This window comes from Haloarchaeobius iranensis (genome assembly GCF_900103505.1).
GTDB classification, from domain to species: Archaea; Halobacteriota; Halobacteria; order Halobacteriales; family Natrialbaceae; genus Haloarchaeobius; species Haloarchaeobius iranensis.
The window spans coordinates 104,546-120,270 of the sequence record NZ_FNIA01000004.1; the positions used below are offsets into that span (position 1 = coordinate 104,546).

General features: G+C 67.3%; 13 protein-coding genes. 10 read left to right on the plus strand and 3 right to left on the minus strand.

All coding sequences use genetic code 11. The annotated features are described in order from the left end of the window. Window positions 1-20 precede the first annotated feature (20 nt). On the plus strand, window positions 21-749 hold the full coding sequence (locus BLT27_RS04655; protein ID WP_089731876.1) for a 3-oxoacyl-ACP reductase family protein: 729 nt from the start codon (window positions 21-23) through the stop codon (window positions 747-749). Window positions 750-1,124: 375 nt separating this feature from the next. Here the strand turns inward: BLT27_RS04655 and BLT27_RS04660 are convergent, their stop codons facing one another. Both BLT27_RS04660 and BLT27_RS04665 read right to left on the minus strand, forming a co-directional pair. After that, window positions 1,125-2,285, minus strand: coding sequence for a pyridoxal phosphate-dependent aminotransferase (locus BLT27_RS04660; protein WP_089731877.1), 1,161 nt, complete (start codon window positions 2,283-2,285; stop codon window positions 1,125-1,127). Between the two features lie 60 nt (window positions 2,286-2,345). Next, the gene (locus BLT27_RS04665) at window positions 2,346-3,134 is read right to left on the minus strand and encodes an N-acyl homoserine lactonase family protein (RefSeq protein ID WP_089731878.1); all 789 of its coding nucleotides are present in this window, start codon (window positions 3,132-3,134) and stop codon (window positions 2,346-2,348) included. A gap of 124 nt (window positions 3,135-3,258) precedes the next feature. On the opposite strand from BLT27_RS04665, the gene BLT27_RS04670 reads away from it, so the two are divergent. Continuing rightward, window positions 3,259-4,257: a BtrH N-terminal domain-containing protein gene (locus tag BLT27_RS04670; RefSeq protein WP_175526382.1), complete on the plus strand. Its 999-nt coding sequence runs from the start codon at window positions 3,259-3,261 to the stop codon at window positions 4,255-4,257. Here BLT27_RS04670 and BLT27_RS04675 read toward each other — a convergent pair. After that, on the minus strand, window positions 4,254-4,682 hold the full coding sequence (locus BLT27_RS04675) for a hypothetical protein (RefSeq protein WP_139172250.1): 429 nt from the start codon (window positions 4,680-4,682) through the stop codon (window positions 4,254-4,256). The genes BLT27_RS04670 and BLT27_RS04675 overlap by 4 nt on opposite strands. A 347-nt stretch (window positions 4,683-5,029) precedes the next feature. Between BLT27_RS04675 and BLT27_RS04680 the strand changes: the two genes are divergently transcribed. The 8 genes from BLT27_RS04680 (at window position 5,030) to BLT27_RS04715 (ending at window position 15,708) form a co-directional block, all read left to right on the plus strand. Continuing rightward, window positions 5,030-5,287 carry a hypothetical protein gene (locus BLT27_RS04680; RefSeq protein WP_089731881.1) on the plus strand — a complete coding sequence of 86 codons (258 nt, stop codon included), beginning with the start codon at window positions 5,030-5,032 and terminating at the stop codon, window positions 5,285-5,287. Then, entirely contained in the window at window positions 5,284-5,721 is a 438-nt protein-coding gene (locus tag BLT27_RS04685; protein ID WP_217639094.1) for a DUF7985 family protein, read from the plus strand. Before BLT27_RS04680 ends, BLT27_RS04685 begins: the two co-directional genes overlap by 4 nt. An 18-nt stretch (window positions 5,722-5,739) precedes the next feature. Then, window positions 5,740-7,734, plus strand: coding sequence for a DUF8186 domain-containing protein (locus tag BLT27_RS04690; RefSeq protein WP_139172251.1), 1,995 nt, complete (start codon window positions 5,740-5,742; stop codon window positions 7,732-7,734). After that, a complete protein-coding gene (locus BLT27_RS04695; protein ID WP_089731883.1) occupies window positions 7,731-8,918 on the plus strand; it encodes a TrbL/VirB6 family protein in 1,188 nt (395 codons plus the stop codon). The genes BLT27_RS04690 and BLT27_RS04695 overlap by 4 nt, the downstream gene beginning before the upstream one ends. Before the next feature lie 2 nt (window positions 8,919-8,920). Further along, window positions 8,921-10,039, plus strand: coding sequence for a TraC-like domain-containing protein (locus tag BLT27_RS04700; RefSeq protein WP_089731884.1), 1,119 nt, complete (start codon window positions 8,921-8,923; stop codon window positions 10,037-10,039). Next, on the plus strand, window positions 10,032-12,410 hold the full coding sequence (locus BLT27_RS04705; protein WP_245707625.1) for a VirB4 family type IV secretion system protein: 2,379 nt from the start codon (window positions 10,032-10,034) through the stop codon (window positions 12,408-12,410). Before BLT27_RS04700 ends, BLT27_RS04705 begins: the two co-directional genes overlap by 8 nt. A gap of 236 nt (window positions 12,411-12,646) precedes the next feature. Further along, a complete protein-coding gene (locus BLT27_RS04710; RefSeq protein ID WP_139172252.1) occupies window positions 12,647-13,927 on the plus strand; it encodes a hypothetical protein in 1,281 nt (426 codons plus the stop codon). A gap of 65 nt (window positions 13,928-13,992) precedes the next feature. Next, complete coding sequence (locus BLT27_RS04715; protein WP_089731886.1) at window positions 13,993-15,708, plus strand: helicase HerA domain-containing protein; 1,716 nt, start codon at window positions 13,993-13,995, stop codon at window positions 15,706-15,708. The last annotated feature ends 17 nt before the right edge of the window (window positions 15,709-15,725 follow it).

Sequence of the window (15,725 nt, forward strand, 5' to 3'; positions counted from 1 at the left end):
CCGCCCCCCGTGGAGCCGGTATGCCAGCAGCAGTCGTCACCGGCTCCTCACGAGGGCTCGGCCGCGCGATCGCGCTCCGCTTCGCCAGCGACGGCTACGACGTCGCGGTGAACTACCACAGCAGCGACGAGGCCGCCGCCCAGGTGGCCGACGTGGTCCGCGAGCGCGGGCAGGAGGCCGTCGTCGTCGGCGCGGACGTCTCGGACCCCGATGGTGCCTCGCGGCTCGTCGAGACCGCGGCCGACGCGTTCGGCGGCGTCGACCACGTCGTCAACAACGCCGGCATCGACCAGCACGTCTACACCGAATCGCTCTCGCCGGGCGACTTCGACCGTATCATGGACGTGAACGTCAACTCGGCGTTCAACGTCACGAAGGCCGCGCTCCCGTATCTGGAGGCCTCCGACGACGACCCGTCGGTGACGAACGTCTCCTCCATCCTCGCACACACCGGCGCGCCCGTCGAGTGCCACTACGCGGCCTCCAAGGGCGCGCTCATCTCGTTGACCCGGAGCCACGCGGGGGACTTCGCGCCCGAAATCCGCGTCAACGCCATCGCGCCCGGCCACATCGAGACGGACATGACCGCCGACCGGACGCCCGAGGAGAAGGCCGAGGAGCTGGCGGGAATCCCGGTCGGCCACTTCGGGCAGCCCGAGGACATCGCCGAGGCGGCGGCGTACCTGCGCGACGCGACGTTCGTGACGGGCGAGACGCTGAACGTGAACGGTGGCGAACGGATGGGCTGAGAGTAGTAGGCGGCTCGGGTTACGACTGGACGGGAAGATTCTCCGTCGTGGGAGTTGCTTGCACCACAGACAGCCAGAAAGCCCCGAGCGTCTCGACTCCCAGGACTCGCTGCGCTCCTCGTACCTGCGGTGCTTGCTTCGTCCGGGTTCGTCGAGACGCTCGCCCCTTTCAGTCCTGCCCCCGCACAGCACCGCACCTCACTCCTCCCCAGCCGATTCGCTCGGTCGCAGTACTCCACGGCTCGCTCCGCTCGCCGTTCCGTCTGGAGACACTCCCTCGCTCATCCCTCGCACGAGTGCAGCGAGCGGCCTCACTTCGTTCGGCACGCTCGCCAGCCGTGCGCCACACCAATCGGTTGCCAGAACCCGCGTCGCCTACCGGTCCCGGTACGCACGCAGCCCGGCTTCCAGCCGGTCGAAGCCCTCGTGCAGCCGTTCCTCGGAGTTGGCGAAGGAGAGCCGGAGCCGGCCCTGCCCGGTGTCGCCGAAGCCGCTGCCGGGCGCGAGGACGACGCCGTGCTCGCGCAGGAGGAACTTCGCGAGGGCGAGGTCGTCCTCGACGCCGGGGTCGAGGAAAGCGTAGAACGCACCCTCCGGCCGCGGCGCGGTGAGCCCGTCGATGCCGTCGATGCGGTCGACGACGAGGTCGCGGCGTGACTCGAAGGCGTCGTACATCGCCTCGACGGGCTCCTGGGGGCCCGTGAGCGCGGCGACGGCGGCGTGCTGGGCGACACTGGAGGCGCAGGCAGTCGTGGACTCGTGGGTCTTCACGACCTGGTCGATGAGGTGCGAGTCGCCGGCGAGCCAGCCGAGCCGCCAGCCCGTCATCGCGTACGTCTTCGAGCACGAGCCGACGGTGAGGACGTGGTCCGGGTGGCCTGTGTGCGCGGCGATGCCCGTCGGATCGCCGTCGTAGGCCAGTCCGAGGTACACCTCGTCGGCGACGACGTACGCGTCGTGGTCGGCGGCGGCCTCGACGACGGCGCGGCACTCCTCGGGGTCGAAGACGCGCCCGGTCGGGTTCGACGGCGTGGTGAGCACGACCGCGGCTGTGTCCGCGCCAATCGCGTCGATGACGCGGTCGGCGTCGAGCGCGTAGCCGTCCTCGGCGGGCATCGGCACCTCGACGAACTCGCCGTCGGCGAGCGTCGCCTGCGTCTCGTAGTTCGGCCAGGTCGGGCCGGGAACGACGAGCTCCTCGCCGGGGCCGACGGTGGCGAGAACGGCGAGGTGGAGCGCCTCCATCCCGCCGACGGTGACACAGACCTCGTCAGGGTCGTGGTCGACGCCGTACTGTTCACGCATCGTGTCCGCGATGGCCCGACGGCACTCGGGGAGTCCGGCGTTCGCGGTGTAGTGTGTCCGCCCGGCGCGGGCGGCCTCGCTGGCTGCGTCGACGACGTGTGGCGGGGTGTCGAAGTCCGGTTCGCCGACCTCCAGCCTGACGAGGTCGCCGTCGTGTTGCTCGGCGAGGTCGAACATGACCCTGATGCTCGACCGCTCGACCGCCTGGACGCGCTCCGTTGGCCCTACCATACCTCGGCATGTGCGGGCGGCGAGAAAAGCGATTGGGAGCCGGTGGTCTGGACGGGAGCGTCAGAGCGAGTCGAGCCGGTCGGGTGCCTCCGGGTCGTGGCCGGTCAGCACGACCGCGTCGTGCCGACGGCGCAGGTCGGCGAGCCGGCCCAGGCTGTCGAACCAGTCCGCCTTGCTCCAGAGCAGCGAGCCGTCCATCGGCCGGCGGTCGGTGACGTTCTCGTCCACGAAACCCACGTCGCCCGCCAGAATTACCGTGTCGGCGTCGCGGTGCAGTACCGTCGCGACGAGCCCGGGTGAGTGGCCGGGGAGGTGGACGAGGGCGATATCGCGGAACGGCGTGCCGCGGTCGCCGGTGACGAGTCGCCAGTCGATGTCGTGGTCGAAATCGTCGGCGAGGTAGGCCACGTCACCCGAACCCGTCTTCGCGCTCACGTACGCGAACTCGAACTCCTCCCGGTGGACGTACACCGGGACGTCGGTGCCGGCGAAGGCGGAGAGCCCGCCCGCGTGGTCGAGGTGCAGGTGACTCTGGACGACGGCGTCGATGTCTGTGAGTTGGTAGCCCGCTGCGTCGAGGTCCGCGGCGAGCGGGCGGAGCCCCTCGTGGGTGAACGCGTCGTACAGCCCGGCGGGCCAGTGGCCGTCGGCCGCGTCCGGGTGCGAGCCGGTGTCCCAGAGGACGGTCGCATCGGGGTGCTCTACGACGACGTTGTAGACTGGGCACTCGACGCGCTCGTGGACGGGGTCGGGTGTCGATGCCGTCCCGAGGCCCACGTCCTCGAACAGGTAGCCCTCGTCGACGACGAGCCGGCCCCGTCGGACCGGAGTGAGCGAGATGTCGGCCATGGCGTCGGTCGGTGTGCCAGCATCCTCAAACCCCGGGGCGTGGGGAGACGGCCGAGAGCCGACGCTCGCCAGAGCGTCGTCGCGTTCCGGCACCGATTTTTACCCTGGCCCCGTCGGCCGAGTCATGTTGGACGGATTCGAGCACGCGGCGGGGGCCCACTGCGGTTCCACGTCGCTGACCGACGTGGCGACGTACCGGCGCTGGGGGCTCTCCGAACCGATGTGCTTCGGCATCGGTGCCGGTCTGGGGTTCAGCTTCATCGAATCCGAGGACGGCCCCACGAAGCAGTTCGTCGGCCGCACGCCGTGGCTGGAGACCGCCTTCCACGAACACCTCGGCGTCACGGTCGAACAGGGCTCCGGGCAGTCCTTCGAGGCGGCGTGGGACGACGTGACCGCTCACCTGGACGCCGGACGTCCGGTCCTCCTGTTCGTCGACATCTTCTACCTGCCCTACTACGACTCGGACGTCCACTTCAGCCCGCACGTCGTCGTCGCGGTCGACTACAACGAGGGGTCGGTGACGCTCGCCGACAGCGAACACGACGACCTCCAGCGGCTCTCGCGGCCGAACCTCCGGCAGGCGATGGGCTCCGAACACGGCTTCTTCGGTGAGCTGACGAACGACTGGCTGGTCGCGATGGACGACCCGACCCGGTCCGTCACCGACGCCGCCCGGGACGGCCTCCGGACGACCGCACGGGCGATGCTCGAACCGGACTCGCTGACGTGGGCGGGCGACGCGACGAACGGGCTCGACGGCCTGCGCGCGTTCGCCCGCTCGCTCCCCGACTGGCCCGACCTGCCAGACGCCGAGTGGTGCACCCGGTTCGCGTACCAGAACGTCGAGAAGCGCGGGACCGGGGGGAGCGCCTTCCGCGGCCTGTTCGCTCCGTTCGTCGCGGAGGTCGCGCCCGAACTCGAGGCGGTCGACGACGCGGTCGTCACGGAGGCCCGCGGCATCGACGACGACTGGGGTGCCGTCGCCCAGCACCTGAAGCGGGCCGGCCTCGCGGACGACGCCGAGGAGAGCCAGCGGGCCTACGACGCCGCGAGCGAGGCCCTCCTGGCGGTCGGTGACCGAGAGGAGGAGCTGTACGAACGCCTGCTCGACCGGCTCTAGCTCGCCTCGCGCTGCCCCTCGACCGTGTCCCGGAGGTCCTGCACTCGCTCCCTGACGGCCGCGACGACGTCGCCCATCTCGGCCCCGCCCTCGTCGCGCTCCTCGTCGGGGTGGCCGAAGTAGTACGGCTTCGCCGGCGCCAGCTCCTCGACGAGCTTTTCGTTCACCACCGCGCCGACGACGACCGCCGGGAACAGCAGCCAGCTCGGCAAGAGCACGACGAGCAGTACGGTCAACGGGGCGTAGGCGAAGTACGCCAGCAGCGTGAACTCGGGCCGGTTGACGACGGTGTTCTCCGCGTAGGCCCAGACGCCGAACAGCACGAGAAGCAGCCCCAGGTCGAGGGACAGCCCGGTCCAGATGGAGGACTCGCCGGAGACGAGCACGTGGACGAACACCGCCATCGCCCCGGTGAACGGGGTCACACGGTTGACGTACGTCCTCTCGATGGCGATGCCACCCAGCAGTAACAGGAGCTGTGCGAGGGGGACATCGAGCTACCAGGGACGGTTCTCGGCGACGACGAGCGGTATCGTAGCGCTGAGTAGCCCGGGTGTAACTCGTCCGTCCCTGGGCCGAACCCGATATCAAGATTTCTGCCGAGCAGAGACGTTTCAGGCCCTATGCAAATGTATTTTACAACTTTGGCTTTTGCTAAACCCTGCCGAGTAGTTAAAAGCAAATGCTGAAAGTTAATTTTATATGTATTCGAATATCGAAACTAAGTGAGGATGTATCGGGAGCCAGACGACACCAACGACCGGCACTCAGCATGAAGTCGACCACAGTCACCGTAGAGAAGATGGACGTCCTGTTCCTGAAGTGGAACTCCCACATCAACGCCTCCGGGCTGTACAGACAGGCGATCCGGGAGGTCATGCAGGACCACGGCATCGAACCCCACGAGCTACGGCAGCTGGTCGACCAGGCCGAGGACGCCGGTCTCGAACTCGACGACCTCGTCGAGCAGACGGACCGACCGAGCGACCTCGAGTCGCTCGTAGAGAACGACATTCACTCCGAACAATGACAGACACCAACGACTCCGACGACAGCAGCAATGGATGGTTCACCGCACGAAGAGCGTTTCTGGCCCTGTTCACGCTCTCCGTGCTGAGCATGGTCGCAGTGCAGCCGGTGATGGCACAGTCAGACAGCGTCGTGTGTGAAGCGCCCAGTTCGAGCGGTGGGACCTGGACTACGACCGGACTCGGCGACCTCGTCGAGCGGTTCTTCCAGATCACCACGCTGGTCGGCCTCATCGGCATGTTCGCCATCTGGCAGGGTGGCTCGCTCGCCGAGATCCTGACCTTGAGCCAGCGCCAGAAGCGCAACATAAAGGAGTACAAGAGCAGCTCGCTGAAGGCGGCCATCACGCTGGTCCTCATCGGGCCGATATTCACCGTCGTCGGGAGCAGCTTCATCGGCAGCAAGATGAGCTGCCTCGACCTGACCTCCCTGTAGTCGACGGGACCCAGAACGATGAACCGGTCCCTCTTCGCGATGGCTGTCGCCGCACTCCTACTGGCGAGTTCGGTCCAGGGGGCCGGCCTGCTTGCCCCGTCTCCGGCCGACGCTGACGATGTGGCAGCGACCGCCGACGACGTACCGCCCGACCCCGAAGCACAGTACGGGCTCTCCCGGCAGACGGTCGCGCTGATGTGGTCCCACGACGTGGACGACCCCGCGGACCCCTCGGGGAGCGAGTCGTTCCTCCAGTTGGCGAACGCGACCGACGTTTCGTACAAGGAGCCGCCCGCGGCGGCCTCGGTCTGGTCCGAGAACGACCACCTCGACCTCACCCGGTCGTACGACCTGCAGGACCGGAACCGGTCGGTGGTTCCGCCCGACGCGGCCAGTGCTCGCGACTTCCAGAGCACCTTCAGCTTCAGCGACGGCACCCAGGGTGGACTGAACGACCACTGGGGCGACGGCGTCGCCTCGGCGGTCGTCCTGCGCGACGCCCATTCCACGATTTTCGGGGTCCACCCCTCGACCATCGGCCACGTCTCGCCCGACGAGCGCCACCACTACGTCCGGCCGAACGGTAGCATCCGCTCGCTCGTCGACTACCGGGTGGTCGTCCCCGAAGGCCAGGACCAGAGCCTCGCACCCGGGTACTCCGACGACACCGCCGTCGACATCGAGTGGGAGTTCGTCGAGAGCGAGATCGTCGACGTGACGCTGCTCCGCGACGGCGTCGAGGTCGACCCCTCGAACGACAACGGCGACTACGACGCCGACACGAACGAGGACGGCCACCTCACCGTCTACGAGTACCAGGAGTTCTACGGCCGCGACACGTCTCTGGTCGTCCGCGCGACGATCAACGTCACGCTGGAGCGGTCGGTCACGACCCGGCAGCGGGACTGTACGTACTACACCCCGAACAACTCGACCAACTTCTGGGACTGCGACATCGACACGACGTCGCGGTCGGAGGCGGTGACTATCAGTCATCGGCCGGAGTCCGACCCGATGGCCGTCCGTATCTACAACCTGAAGGCGTACCCGTACTACGCGGAGTACCCCGGTCGGGACAGCGGCGTCGTCGTCTTCCAGTCCCGTCCGTGGCAGGGGCTCAGCTTCGACGGGACGCCGGTCGAAGTGACCGGCAACTGGCGGTTCTACACCGGCAGGGACACCGACTGGGACACGGTACAGGTCCGGTCACGCACGGGAAGCGACACGCGGACGTCGGTGGCTCTGCCCTCGTACGTCCACGCGTTCCCGTCGGCGACCGGGGCGACGCTCGAGCCGAGCGGCAACCAGTCCGAGATACTCGACGTCTGGGGGTCGACGTTCGACTCCCCGGCCTCGAACGTCGCGAGCACCAACGTCAACGTGGACATCGCCCAGGACAGCTACGAACCGTCCTACGGCGTGGCCATCCGTGCGGACGACATCTCGCGCGACAGGCTCCGCGTCCACGGCATCGTCCGCGGCGAGGAGGCCTACCTGGTCAACCTCTCGAACGTGGACGCCTCCGTGCTCGGCGACGACGTGGACATCGTCCGCGACGTGAACCGGAGCAACGTCACGGTCGAGGTCGTCCCCGGCCGCTCGAACGACTCCCACACGACACTACATATCGAACTCATGGACAACCAGACGGGTGACCCGATCGACCTCCGCGAACAGGCACCGGACCCGCTGCGTGGCCCCAGCGTGCAGAACCGCTCGGGCTACCTGGCGGTGAACGGCGAACGCGTCCGTATGGACGAACCCGGCGTCGCGAACGTGACGCTGAACCGGACCGGTCGGTTCAACGTCCGCTACGAGCCCGGGTCCTGGCTCCGTGCCGACCCGGCCTACACCGGCGACTCGGCGGTGGTGAAACACCGCTCGATCGACACGCTCGGTGAGCTGGTCGACTACGTGACCCAGGTCCTGCTGTACGGCCTGCCGCTCCTGCTGGTGCTGTTCGTGGCGAAGAACGTGTTGCGCAAGTTCGGCCGGACACGGGGGCGCCGATGAGCCGGCTCCCGGCCGGTCCGACATCGGTGTTCGACCGACTCCTGGTCCTCCAGGACCTCAGCGACTACGGCCTCCAGTGGTTCCGCGACATCGTCGCGTGGCTCATCAACTGGCTGCGCATCGCGACCATCCAGGCGTTCGACGATTTCAGCGCCGTGAGCGGGAGCCTCCACCAGGGCGGTGGGAACCCGTCGCTGCTCGGCACACCAGTTCCGAGCACCGCGTACAACCCGGGCGTGATATTCCAGGACCCGGGCGGGTCGAACCAGATCTTCGGCCGGATATACGACGCGACGACCCTCGGCGGGAGTTCGCCGGAGATGCTCGTCTTCGGTATCGTCCTGCTGGTCGTCTGTGTGCAGGGCCACACGGTGGCGAAGGTGTTCAACTACGGGAACACGAAGCTCGCCCGCCGGACGCGGAAGTCGGCGTGGGTCGGCTTCTTCGCCATCGTGACGTGGTACTGGCTCGGTGTGCTGGTGCTCTACCTCGCGCAGGGGTTCACAACGGTGCTCATCCCAGACCTCACGGTCAACGGCGGGTCGTACAACACGATACTCGACTACATGGCCGAGTACGTGAACGTGGTCATCAACTCGAACGACATCCAGCAGCCCGGTACGGGGTCGGTCGGCGGCGCGACGGGCGTGAACGTACTCAGGAATCCCGTCTTCCTGCTGCCGCTGTACGCCGTCGGCGCGCTGGCGGCCTTCGCGGTGCGGACCATCTTCATGCTCCGCTGGCTGGTGCTGTACGTCTACCTGTACGCGATGCCCATCGGCATCGCCCTGCTGTTCGGGAACGTGCCGTACGTCTCGACCGTCGCCAAGCGGTTCGTGAAGCACTTCTTCACCTGGGTGCTCCTGCCCCTGCCCGCCGGTGCGCTGTTGATGGTGTACGACGTCCTGTTCAACGACCTCCAGCTGCTCGGACAGGTGTCCGGGTCGCCGTCGACCGTCCAGTTCCTCGTCGGCATCACCTTCCCGGTGCTCCTGTTGTGGGTCACCTGGAAGACCTTCGCGTACGCGGAGCCCATCCAGCAACGGGTCGAGGCCGGCGCGGTCGAGGTCGCCTCCCACGTCAGCGCGGAGGTGACCGGCACCGGTGCGACACAGCGGGTTATCGAGCGCAACGTGGAGACCGAGTCGTATCGACGAACGAACGACGACGCGAGTGGTGACTGAAGATGTCGACCGAAGACAAATCCAACCGACGGATCATGGATCAGTTCGGCGAGGAGAGCCGCATCCCCTACCTCAACATCTCCGAGGGCGACGTGGGCGTGGTGGTGGTCGTCCCCATCCTCGCGATGCTCGTCGTCGCGATGACGGTAGACGCGTTCATCCTGCCGACGCTGGTCCTGAGCTTCCTCCTGATGCTCGGCGTGGTGTACGTCACGCCGTCACACCTGACGGCCCCGGCGTATCTGGGCGCCGTCTACCGACATCTGAAGCGGCCGAACTGGACCTACAGCGTCCCGTACTACGAAACGATGACAGAGACATCGACGGACACGACAGCGAACGAGGGCGGTCTGTTGAACTACACCCCGTTCAAACCGGACGAACGGACGCAGGACCTGACGAACATCGAGCGAGCCTGGCCGGGTGCTGGTGCGATACAGCGTCGGGACGGCGTCATGGAGGCGTACGTGCAGGTCGAGCCCGGCAACATGGACTTCGCGATGGCGGACGACTGGGCGGCCATCCAGGAGGCATGTTCCGAGTTCGCGAACAAGGAGCTCGACTTCCAGCTCAAGTTCCACGCGACGACGAGCACCTACCCCGTCGAGAAGCTGGTCGAACGGCTCAACCAGCGGATGCTCGACGACGACGTCCAGAACAACCCCATCTTCGCGGAGCTGCTCGACGAGTACCGCGAGCGCCGGCCCAGCCAGATGCGGGCACGCGGGGCACAGGAACTCCAGTTCTACATCGGGGTCCGGGTCGACGAGTTCGAGATCAAGAACCGCTACGAGCACGAGCCGACACCGCTGGAGAAGCTCTCGAACATCCCCCTGTTGGGCATCCTGTTCTCGCCGTTCGTGGGGCGCCATCAGGACCGCACGGAGGCGGAACGCCACATGGCGATGTTCGACCGGCTGGACGACCGGCTCGCGACCATCGAGGGTGAGCTGGTCCAGAACATCAACGGCTGGGACTCCCGCCGACTGAGCACCGTCGAGCTGTTCGGTCTCTGCCTCGACTTCTGGAACGGCGAGGAGCACGACTTCGGGACGGCCTCGGAGTCACTGACGGCCAGCCCGGCCATCGGACGGACGGAACGGGGTGAGGTGGATGACTGAGTTCGTCGCGGCGGGCGGGGCACTGCTGCTCGCCGGGAGCACACTCGCCCTGGGGCTGTTCGGGAACTCGCAGGAGGCCGAGGAGCCGCCCGAAGCGGCGGACGAGACGGCGGCTGAGCGGTCCGGTTCTGAGACGGTCGACGACGAACTCGGGGACGAAGAGCCGCCGGCGGACGATGACCGCGAGGACGACGCCCCGGAGGCGGTCCCCGAGGATGCGGAGTGGTCGGTCGACGGCGACGACGACGCGCTCGACGCGGACGGGCTCGACACCGAGGAGCTCGCCGGCGAGACCGAGGCGGACGGCGGGGGGCTGCTCTCGAAGCTCAACCCGCTGCACTGGTTCGGCGACGACGAACCCGAGGTCGAGATGCACGAACTGATGGACGAGGAGATGGAGGCAGCGGCCGTCGAGGGATGGGCCGCCATCGACGAGGTCCACGACATGCAGGCCGACGCGGTCGCCCCCGCGGCCATCGAGTGGGAGACGCGTGCGGCCCGCGTGGGCGAGCAGTGGACGACGACGCTGTACATCTCGGACTACCCTGACTACCCCTCCGACGGCTACCTCTCGAAGGTGTTCCAGACGACGGACGTGGAGTTCGACCTCACCGTCCACCTCCGGCCGAAGAACCAGGAGGCGGCCCGCGACGAGCTGCGGAACGTGGCCGACGAGCTACAGGTCGACGCCGACCTCGAGGAGAGCGTCCGCGGCAACTACCTGCAGGAGCGCGCGAACGAGGCCGCATCGACGTACAAGGCGGTCGAGAGCGGCACCCGCGTCTTCGACCAGGGGATGTACCTGACGGTCCGCGCGGAGAACCGCGAGGAGCTCGAGGAGGCCACCAGGAAGATGCGGTCGCGGCTCCGCGACGACCCCGCGAACCTCACGCCGAAGACCGCCATCTGCAAGCAGGACCTCGCGCTCCAGTCAGCCGCCCCGGTCGGCTACAACGAGTTCGGCCGCGAGTCCATCGCGCTCGGCGGCGCGGTCGGTGCGATGTTCGCTTCGATGAACGAGGCGTCGATCCTCGAGGAGGGCGGTGTCGAGTTCGGACTCCACAAGGACACCGACAGCCCGGTGGTCGTGGACCCCTTCCAGCGGGACAACGGCTACTCGATGTTCACCGTCGGCGACGTGGGCTCCGGGAAGTCGTTCGGGGCGAAGCAGAACTTCGTCCGGTCCATCGAGCAGAGCGAGGACCGGATGGGTATCATCCTGGAGCCGCTCGGCAACTGGTCGGGTGTCGCCGAGGCGCTGGGCGCACAGCGGATCACGGTCGGTGGCACCCTCGGGCTGAACCCGCTCGAGATCAAGCCCACGCCCGAGCACGTCCGGGAGACGATGGGGCAGGACGCGAGCCCGTTCAAGGAGAAGAAGGACGACGCGATGAGCTTCCTCGTGAACTACTTCGAGCTCCGGAACGTGGAACTCGGCGACCGACGGACCACGCTGGAAGCCGCGCTCGACCACGCCTACGAACGGAACGGCATCACCGATGACGTCTCCACGCACGGCCGTGACAGTCCGACCATCCGCACGGTCATGGATGTCCTCGAGGACATGGTGAACGATCCCGAGGAGTACGTCGTCAGGACGCCCGAGGAGACAGAGAAGATCACGAACGACGCGAAGTGGCTCATCGACCAGCTCCGGCCGTTCGAGGAGGGTGGCCGCTACGCGAACCTGGGCAAGCCGACGGAGTTCGACTTCCGTGACCAGAAGGTCGTCTACCTCGACCTCGCCCAGCAGGAGGGGAGCGTCGGCGGCGCGACGAGCCTGCTGATGCAGCTGCTCATCTCGCTGGTGTACGAGCGCGCCAAGGAGACGGAGAAGGAGGTCGTGTTCTCCATCGACGAGGCGCGGTACATCATGCAGGACGCGGCGAACCTGGAGTACCTGGAGACCGTGTTCCGCCACCACCGCCACCACGACCTCTCTATCAGGCTCATCACCCAGACCGTCGACGAGTTCTTCCAGCACCACGAGAGCGAGGCCATCCTGGACCAGATCGCCATCAAGCAGTTCCACCGGCTCGACGGGATGGACGAGAAGTGGGCCGACGAGTTCGAGCTGAACCACGCCCAGATGCGGTTCGTCCAGAACGCCGTCCCCGGCAACGAGGAGACCGGGTTCTCGGAGGCGCTGCTGGGTGTCGACGGCGAGTGGCGTGGCATCGAGATCCACGCGATGCCGAAGGAGACGGCGGTCATCGACTTCGAACCCGCGAACGAGGACCGCGGGTCCCTCCCCGGAGCCGGCGCGTCCGCGGCGGAGCGCGAGGCCGAGGCGGTGGAGGAGAAGCTGTCCGAGCGCGTCGATGAGCGGTCGGGGTCCGCGTTCGAGTTCGGCGGGACGGCCCCGGAGTAGAAGCCCGTTTCTGTCACGCCGAGTTGCAGTCGCTCCGTCACGAACAGTCGTTCGACTGCCGGTCCGCCGGTCGCCGAGCGTCACTGGAGCGATGCCGCCAGCGTGACAGGTCGAACTGTCTGACCGAGACCCTCGATAACCACCGGTTTGGGCCAGTACCGACGCCATAACCGGGTTACCTGTGTGAATAGATAACAGTATACTTTATAACCCCTGAGTCGTAACGGCAGGACAACATGAAGCGACGGCACCTGCTCGGAGCCTGCGCTGGCGTGACCTCCCTCCTGGGGGGATGTGTCAGCAGGGTCCAGGTGCCGACGGAGGACGACCCCGCCAGACGCAGGAGCAATCCGGTCAACCGTGGTGACCTGGTTCGACCCCAGGACGACTCCCTCCGGCGGGTGTCGGACCTGCCCCTCGTCTCGCTGAAGCGAGCACCGGCACCGCCGGAGGGCGAACCACAGCCGGCCGAATCACCGTCGAACGGTGGCGAACTCACCGTGACGGACGAGTACTGGCGAAACCGCACCCACGTGACCGCCTACAGCATCGACGGGGTGGAGGTCGAGGTGTACCCCGACCAGCCCGTCGGCGATTCCGACGTCGGAAAGCTGTACGTCGCGCTGATGGAGTACCCCCGCCAACAGGTCATCGCCGAGGGGACCAGCGAGCGGTTCCAGCGCTCCCAGCGACGGCAGTCCATCACGGTCGATTTCGACCTGTCCACGGCACCACGGAACGAGCGCCTCCAGTACGTCGTCTTCCTGCTGCCCGGTGACGCGGATATCGACTCGGTCGACCCCGGTCGGACGGAGTTCGTCATGGAGACCGACCCGTTCGTCGTCTACTCCGGCGAGGAGCGCATCCGCCGGGCACCCACCGGTGAGGAACCCGGCGAGTCGACCGGGAGCCGCTACAGCCGGACGCCCATCGAGGGCGCGTACCTGCTGCGTATCGGCGGCCGGACCGCGGGGCGGGACTGGGACCTGAACCTCCTGGTGTTCAAATCCGCACACGAGGAGTCCTGGCGCCGGTCCCGCGGCCGTGCGAGGCACGAGTACGTCACCGTCGAGCTGGTCAACGGGGCCGCGAACGAACTCGCGACGCTCCTCTACGAGGAGGCCGGGTCCAACGGCGCGAACGGGGAGAACGCGAGGGTCGAGTTCGCGGTGGACGTCGTCCAGTCGCTCCCGTATGCGCCCGACAGTGTGACCGCCGGCTTCGACGACTACACCAAGTTCATCCTGGAGACGCTGGTGGACGGCGGGAACGACTGCGAGGACACCGCTATCCTACTCGCGTCGGTCCTCGAGGCGTCGGCGTTCAACAAGGACGCCGTGCTCATCCAACCGCCCGGGCACATGGCCGTGGGTGTCTGGGGGCCGGAGCTCGAGGGCTACAAGTACCACCACGAGGGGCGGACGTACACCTACATCGAGACGACGAACCCCGGCTGGAGCATCGGCGACGCACCCGAGGCGTACCAGGGCGAGCGTGCCGAGATTCACCAGGTGTAGGGAGACGGCGACGTCTCACGGAAAGATACAGGTAGCCTGGGTGAAAGTATCCTCGCAGGACGGGTATGAGCGAGACGAAAGAGATCGTACTTGGAGAGACGGTTGACGGGGCGGCCGTGGCGGTACCCGTCGTGGAACTGCTGACCGGACGCGGCTTCGTGACGGGCAAGTCGGGGTCCGGAAAGTCGAACTCGGCGAGCGTCATCGCCGAGGAACTGCTCGAGGCCGGCTTTCCCCTGCTCATCGTCGACACCGACGGGGAGTACTACGGGCTGAAGGAGGAGTACGAGCTGCTCCACGCCGGCGCCGACGAGGAGTGCGACATCCAGATCGCACCCGAGCACGCCGAGCGGATGGCGAACCTCGCCCTGGAGGAGAACGTCCCCATCATCCTCGACGTGTCCGGCTACCTCGACGAGGACGAGGCGAACGAGCTCATCCTCGAGACGGCGAAGCACCTGTTCGCGAAGGAGAAGAAGCTGAAGAAGCCGTTCCTGCTCGTCGTCGAGGAGGTCCACGAGTACATCCCGGAGGGCGGTGGGATGGACGAGACCGGGAAGATGCTCATCAAGATCGGCAAGCGCGGGCGCAAGCACGGGCTGGGCATCGTCGGCATCAGCCAGCGCCCGGCCGACGTGAAGAAGGACTTCATCACGCAGGCGAACTGGATGGTCTGGCACCGGCTCACCTGGGAGAACGACACCAATGTCGTCGGCCGCATCCTCGGCAGCGACTTCGAGGAGCGCGTGACCGACCTTGACGCGGGCCAGGCGTTCATGATGTCGGACTGGGCCGAGCAGGAGGTCCAGACGGTGCAGTTCCGGCGCAAGCGGACGTTCGACGCCGGCGCGACGCCCGGCCTGGAGGATTTCGAACGGCCCGAGCTGAAGTCGGTCAGCGACTCCCTGGTCGACGACTTAGAGGAGATCAGCGAGGAGAAGTCCCGGCGCGAGAACCGCATCCTGGAACTCGAGGCCGAGGTGGAGAAGAAGGAACAGCGTATCGAGACCCTGGAGGAGGAGCTGGAGCGCGCGAAGGACATATCGAACGCCGCGAAACAGATGGCCGACGCCGTCGCGGGCAACAGCGGCATCGAGACGCCCGGCGAGCAGTCGACGCTCCCCACCGACGGGGCCGACGACGACGCGACGGACGGCGTGAGCGAGGCGGGTGACGATGACCAGACGAACGCCGAGATAGAGGCCGAACGCAACGAGCTCCGTCGGCGAGTGCGAGAGCTGGAGGGCGAGGTCGACCGACTCGAATCGCGCAACGAGAGCCTGCGGGAGGAGGCCGAGTCGCTGCGGGCGGGTGATGTCGACGCCGATGTCGTCCAGGACCAGCGCGACCGCATCGCGTTCCTCGAGACCGCCGTCGACCAGCTCCAGCGACGGCTCTCCGGCCGGGCCGACGACGGGACGACGAGTGACGAGCTAGACGCCACCGCCGACGTGACCGCACTCGTGGAGACCGACCCCATCAGCGAGCGCATCGAGCGGGCCATCCGCGAGGCGGACTGCAACGAGCGCTACACCTGGGAGGTCGTCACGGTGCTCGGAGAGAAGGCCCCGCTGACGGTGGGCGACCTGTCGACGTTCGTCGACACGGGGAGCGACCGCATCCAGAGCGCGCTCACTGAGCTGCGTCGCGAGGGCGTCGTCGCCCGGGAGAAGTCGACCGGCGAGTATCGACTCGACGAGGCGTCTATCCGGTCGATGGTGGCGACAGCTCGCGAGCGCGAGGCGGTCGCGTCGCTGACGGGTCGGGAGGGACCGTCGTAAGCGTCGTCGGGCGACGG

Coding starts and splice junctions, on each gene's coding strand:
- BLT27_RS04670 (WP_175526382.1), top strand. CDS start 3,259: ATGTTGGACGGATTCGAGCACGCGGCGGGGGCCCACTGCGGTTCCACG.
- BLT27_RS04710 (WP_139172252.1), top strand. CDS start 12,647: ATGAAGCGACGGCACCTGCTCGGAGCCTGCGCTGGCGTGACCTCCCTC.
- BLT27_RS04655 (WP_089731876.1), top strand. CDS start 21: ATGCCAGCAGCAGTCGTCACCGGCTCCTCACGAGGGCTCGGCCGCGCG.
- BLT27_RS04680 (WP_089731881.1), top strand. CDS start 5,030: ATGAAGTCGACCACAGTCACCGTAGAGAAGATGGACGTCCTGTTCCTG.
- BLT27_RS04685 (WP_217639094.1), top strand. CDS start 5,284: ATGACAGACACCAACGACTCCGACGACAGCAGCAATGGATGGTTCACC.
- BLT27_RS04660 (WP_089731877.1), bottom strand. CDS start 2,285: ATGGTAGGGCCAACGGAGCGCGTCCAGGCGGTCGAGCGGTCGAGCATC.
- BLT27_RS04690 (WP_139172251.1), top strand. CDS start 5,740: ATGAACCGGTCCCTCTTCGCGATGGCTGTCGCCGCACTCCTACTGGCG.
- BLT27_RS04665 (WP_089731878.1), bottom strand. CDS start 3,134: ATGGCCGACATCTCGCTCACTCCGGTCCGACGGGGCCGGCTCGTCGTC.
- BLT27_RS04700 (WP_089731884.1), top strand. CDS start 8,921: ATGTCGACCGAAGACAAATCCAACCGACGGATCATGGATCAGTTCGGC.
- BLT27_RS04695 (WP_089731883.1), top strand. CDS start 7,731: ATGAGCCGGCTCCCGGCCGGTCCGACATCGGTGTTCGACCGACTCCTG.
- BLT27_RS04705 (WP_245707625.1), top strand. CDS start 10,032: ATGACTGAGTTCGTCGCGGCGGGCGGGGCACTGCTGCTCGCCGGGAGC.
- BLT27_RS04715 (WP_089731886.1), top strand. CDS start 13,993: ATGAGCGAGACGAAAGAGATCGTACTTGGAGAGACGGTTGACGGGGCG.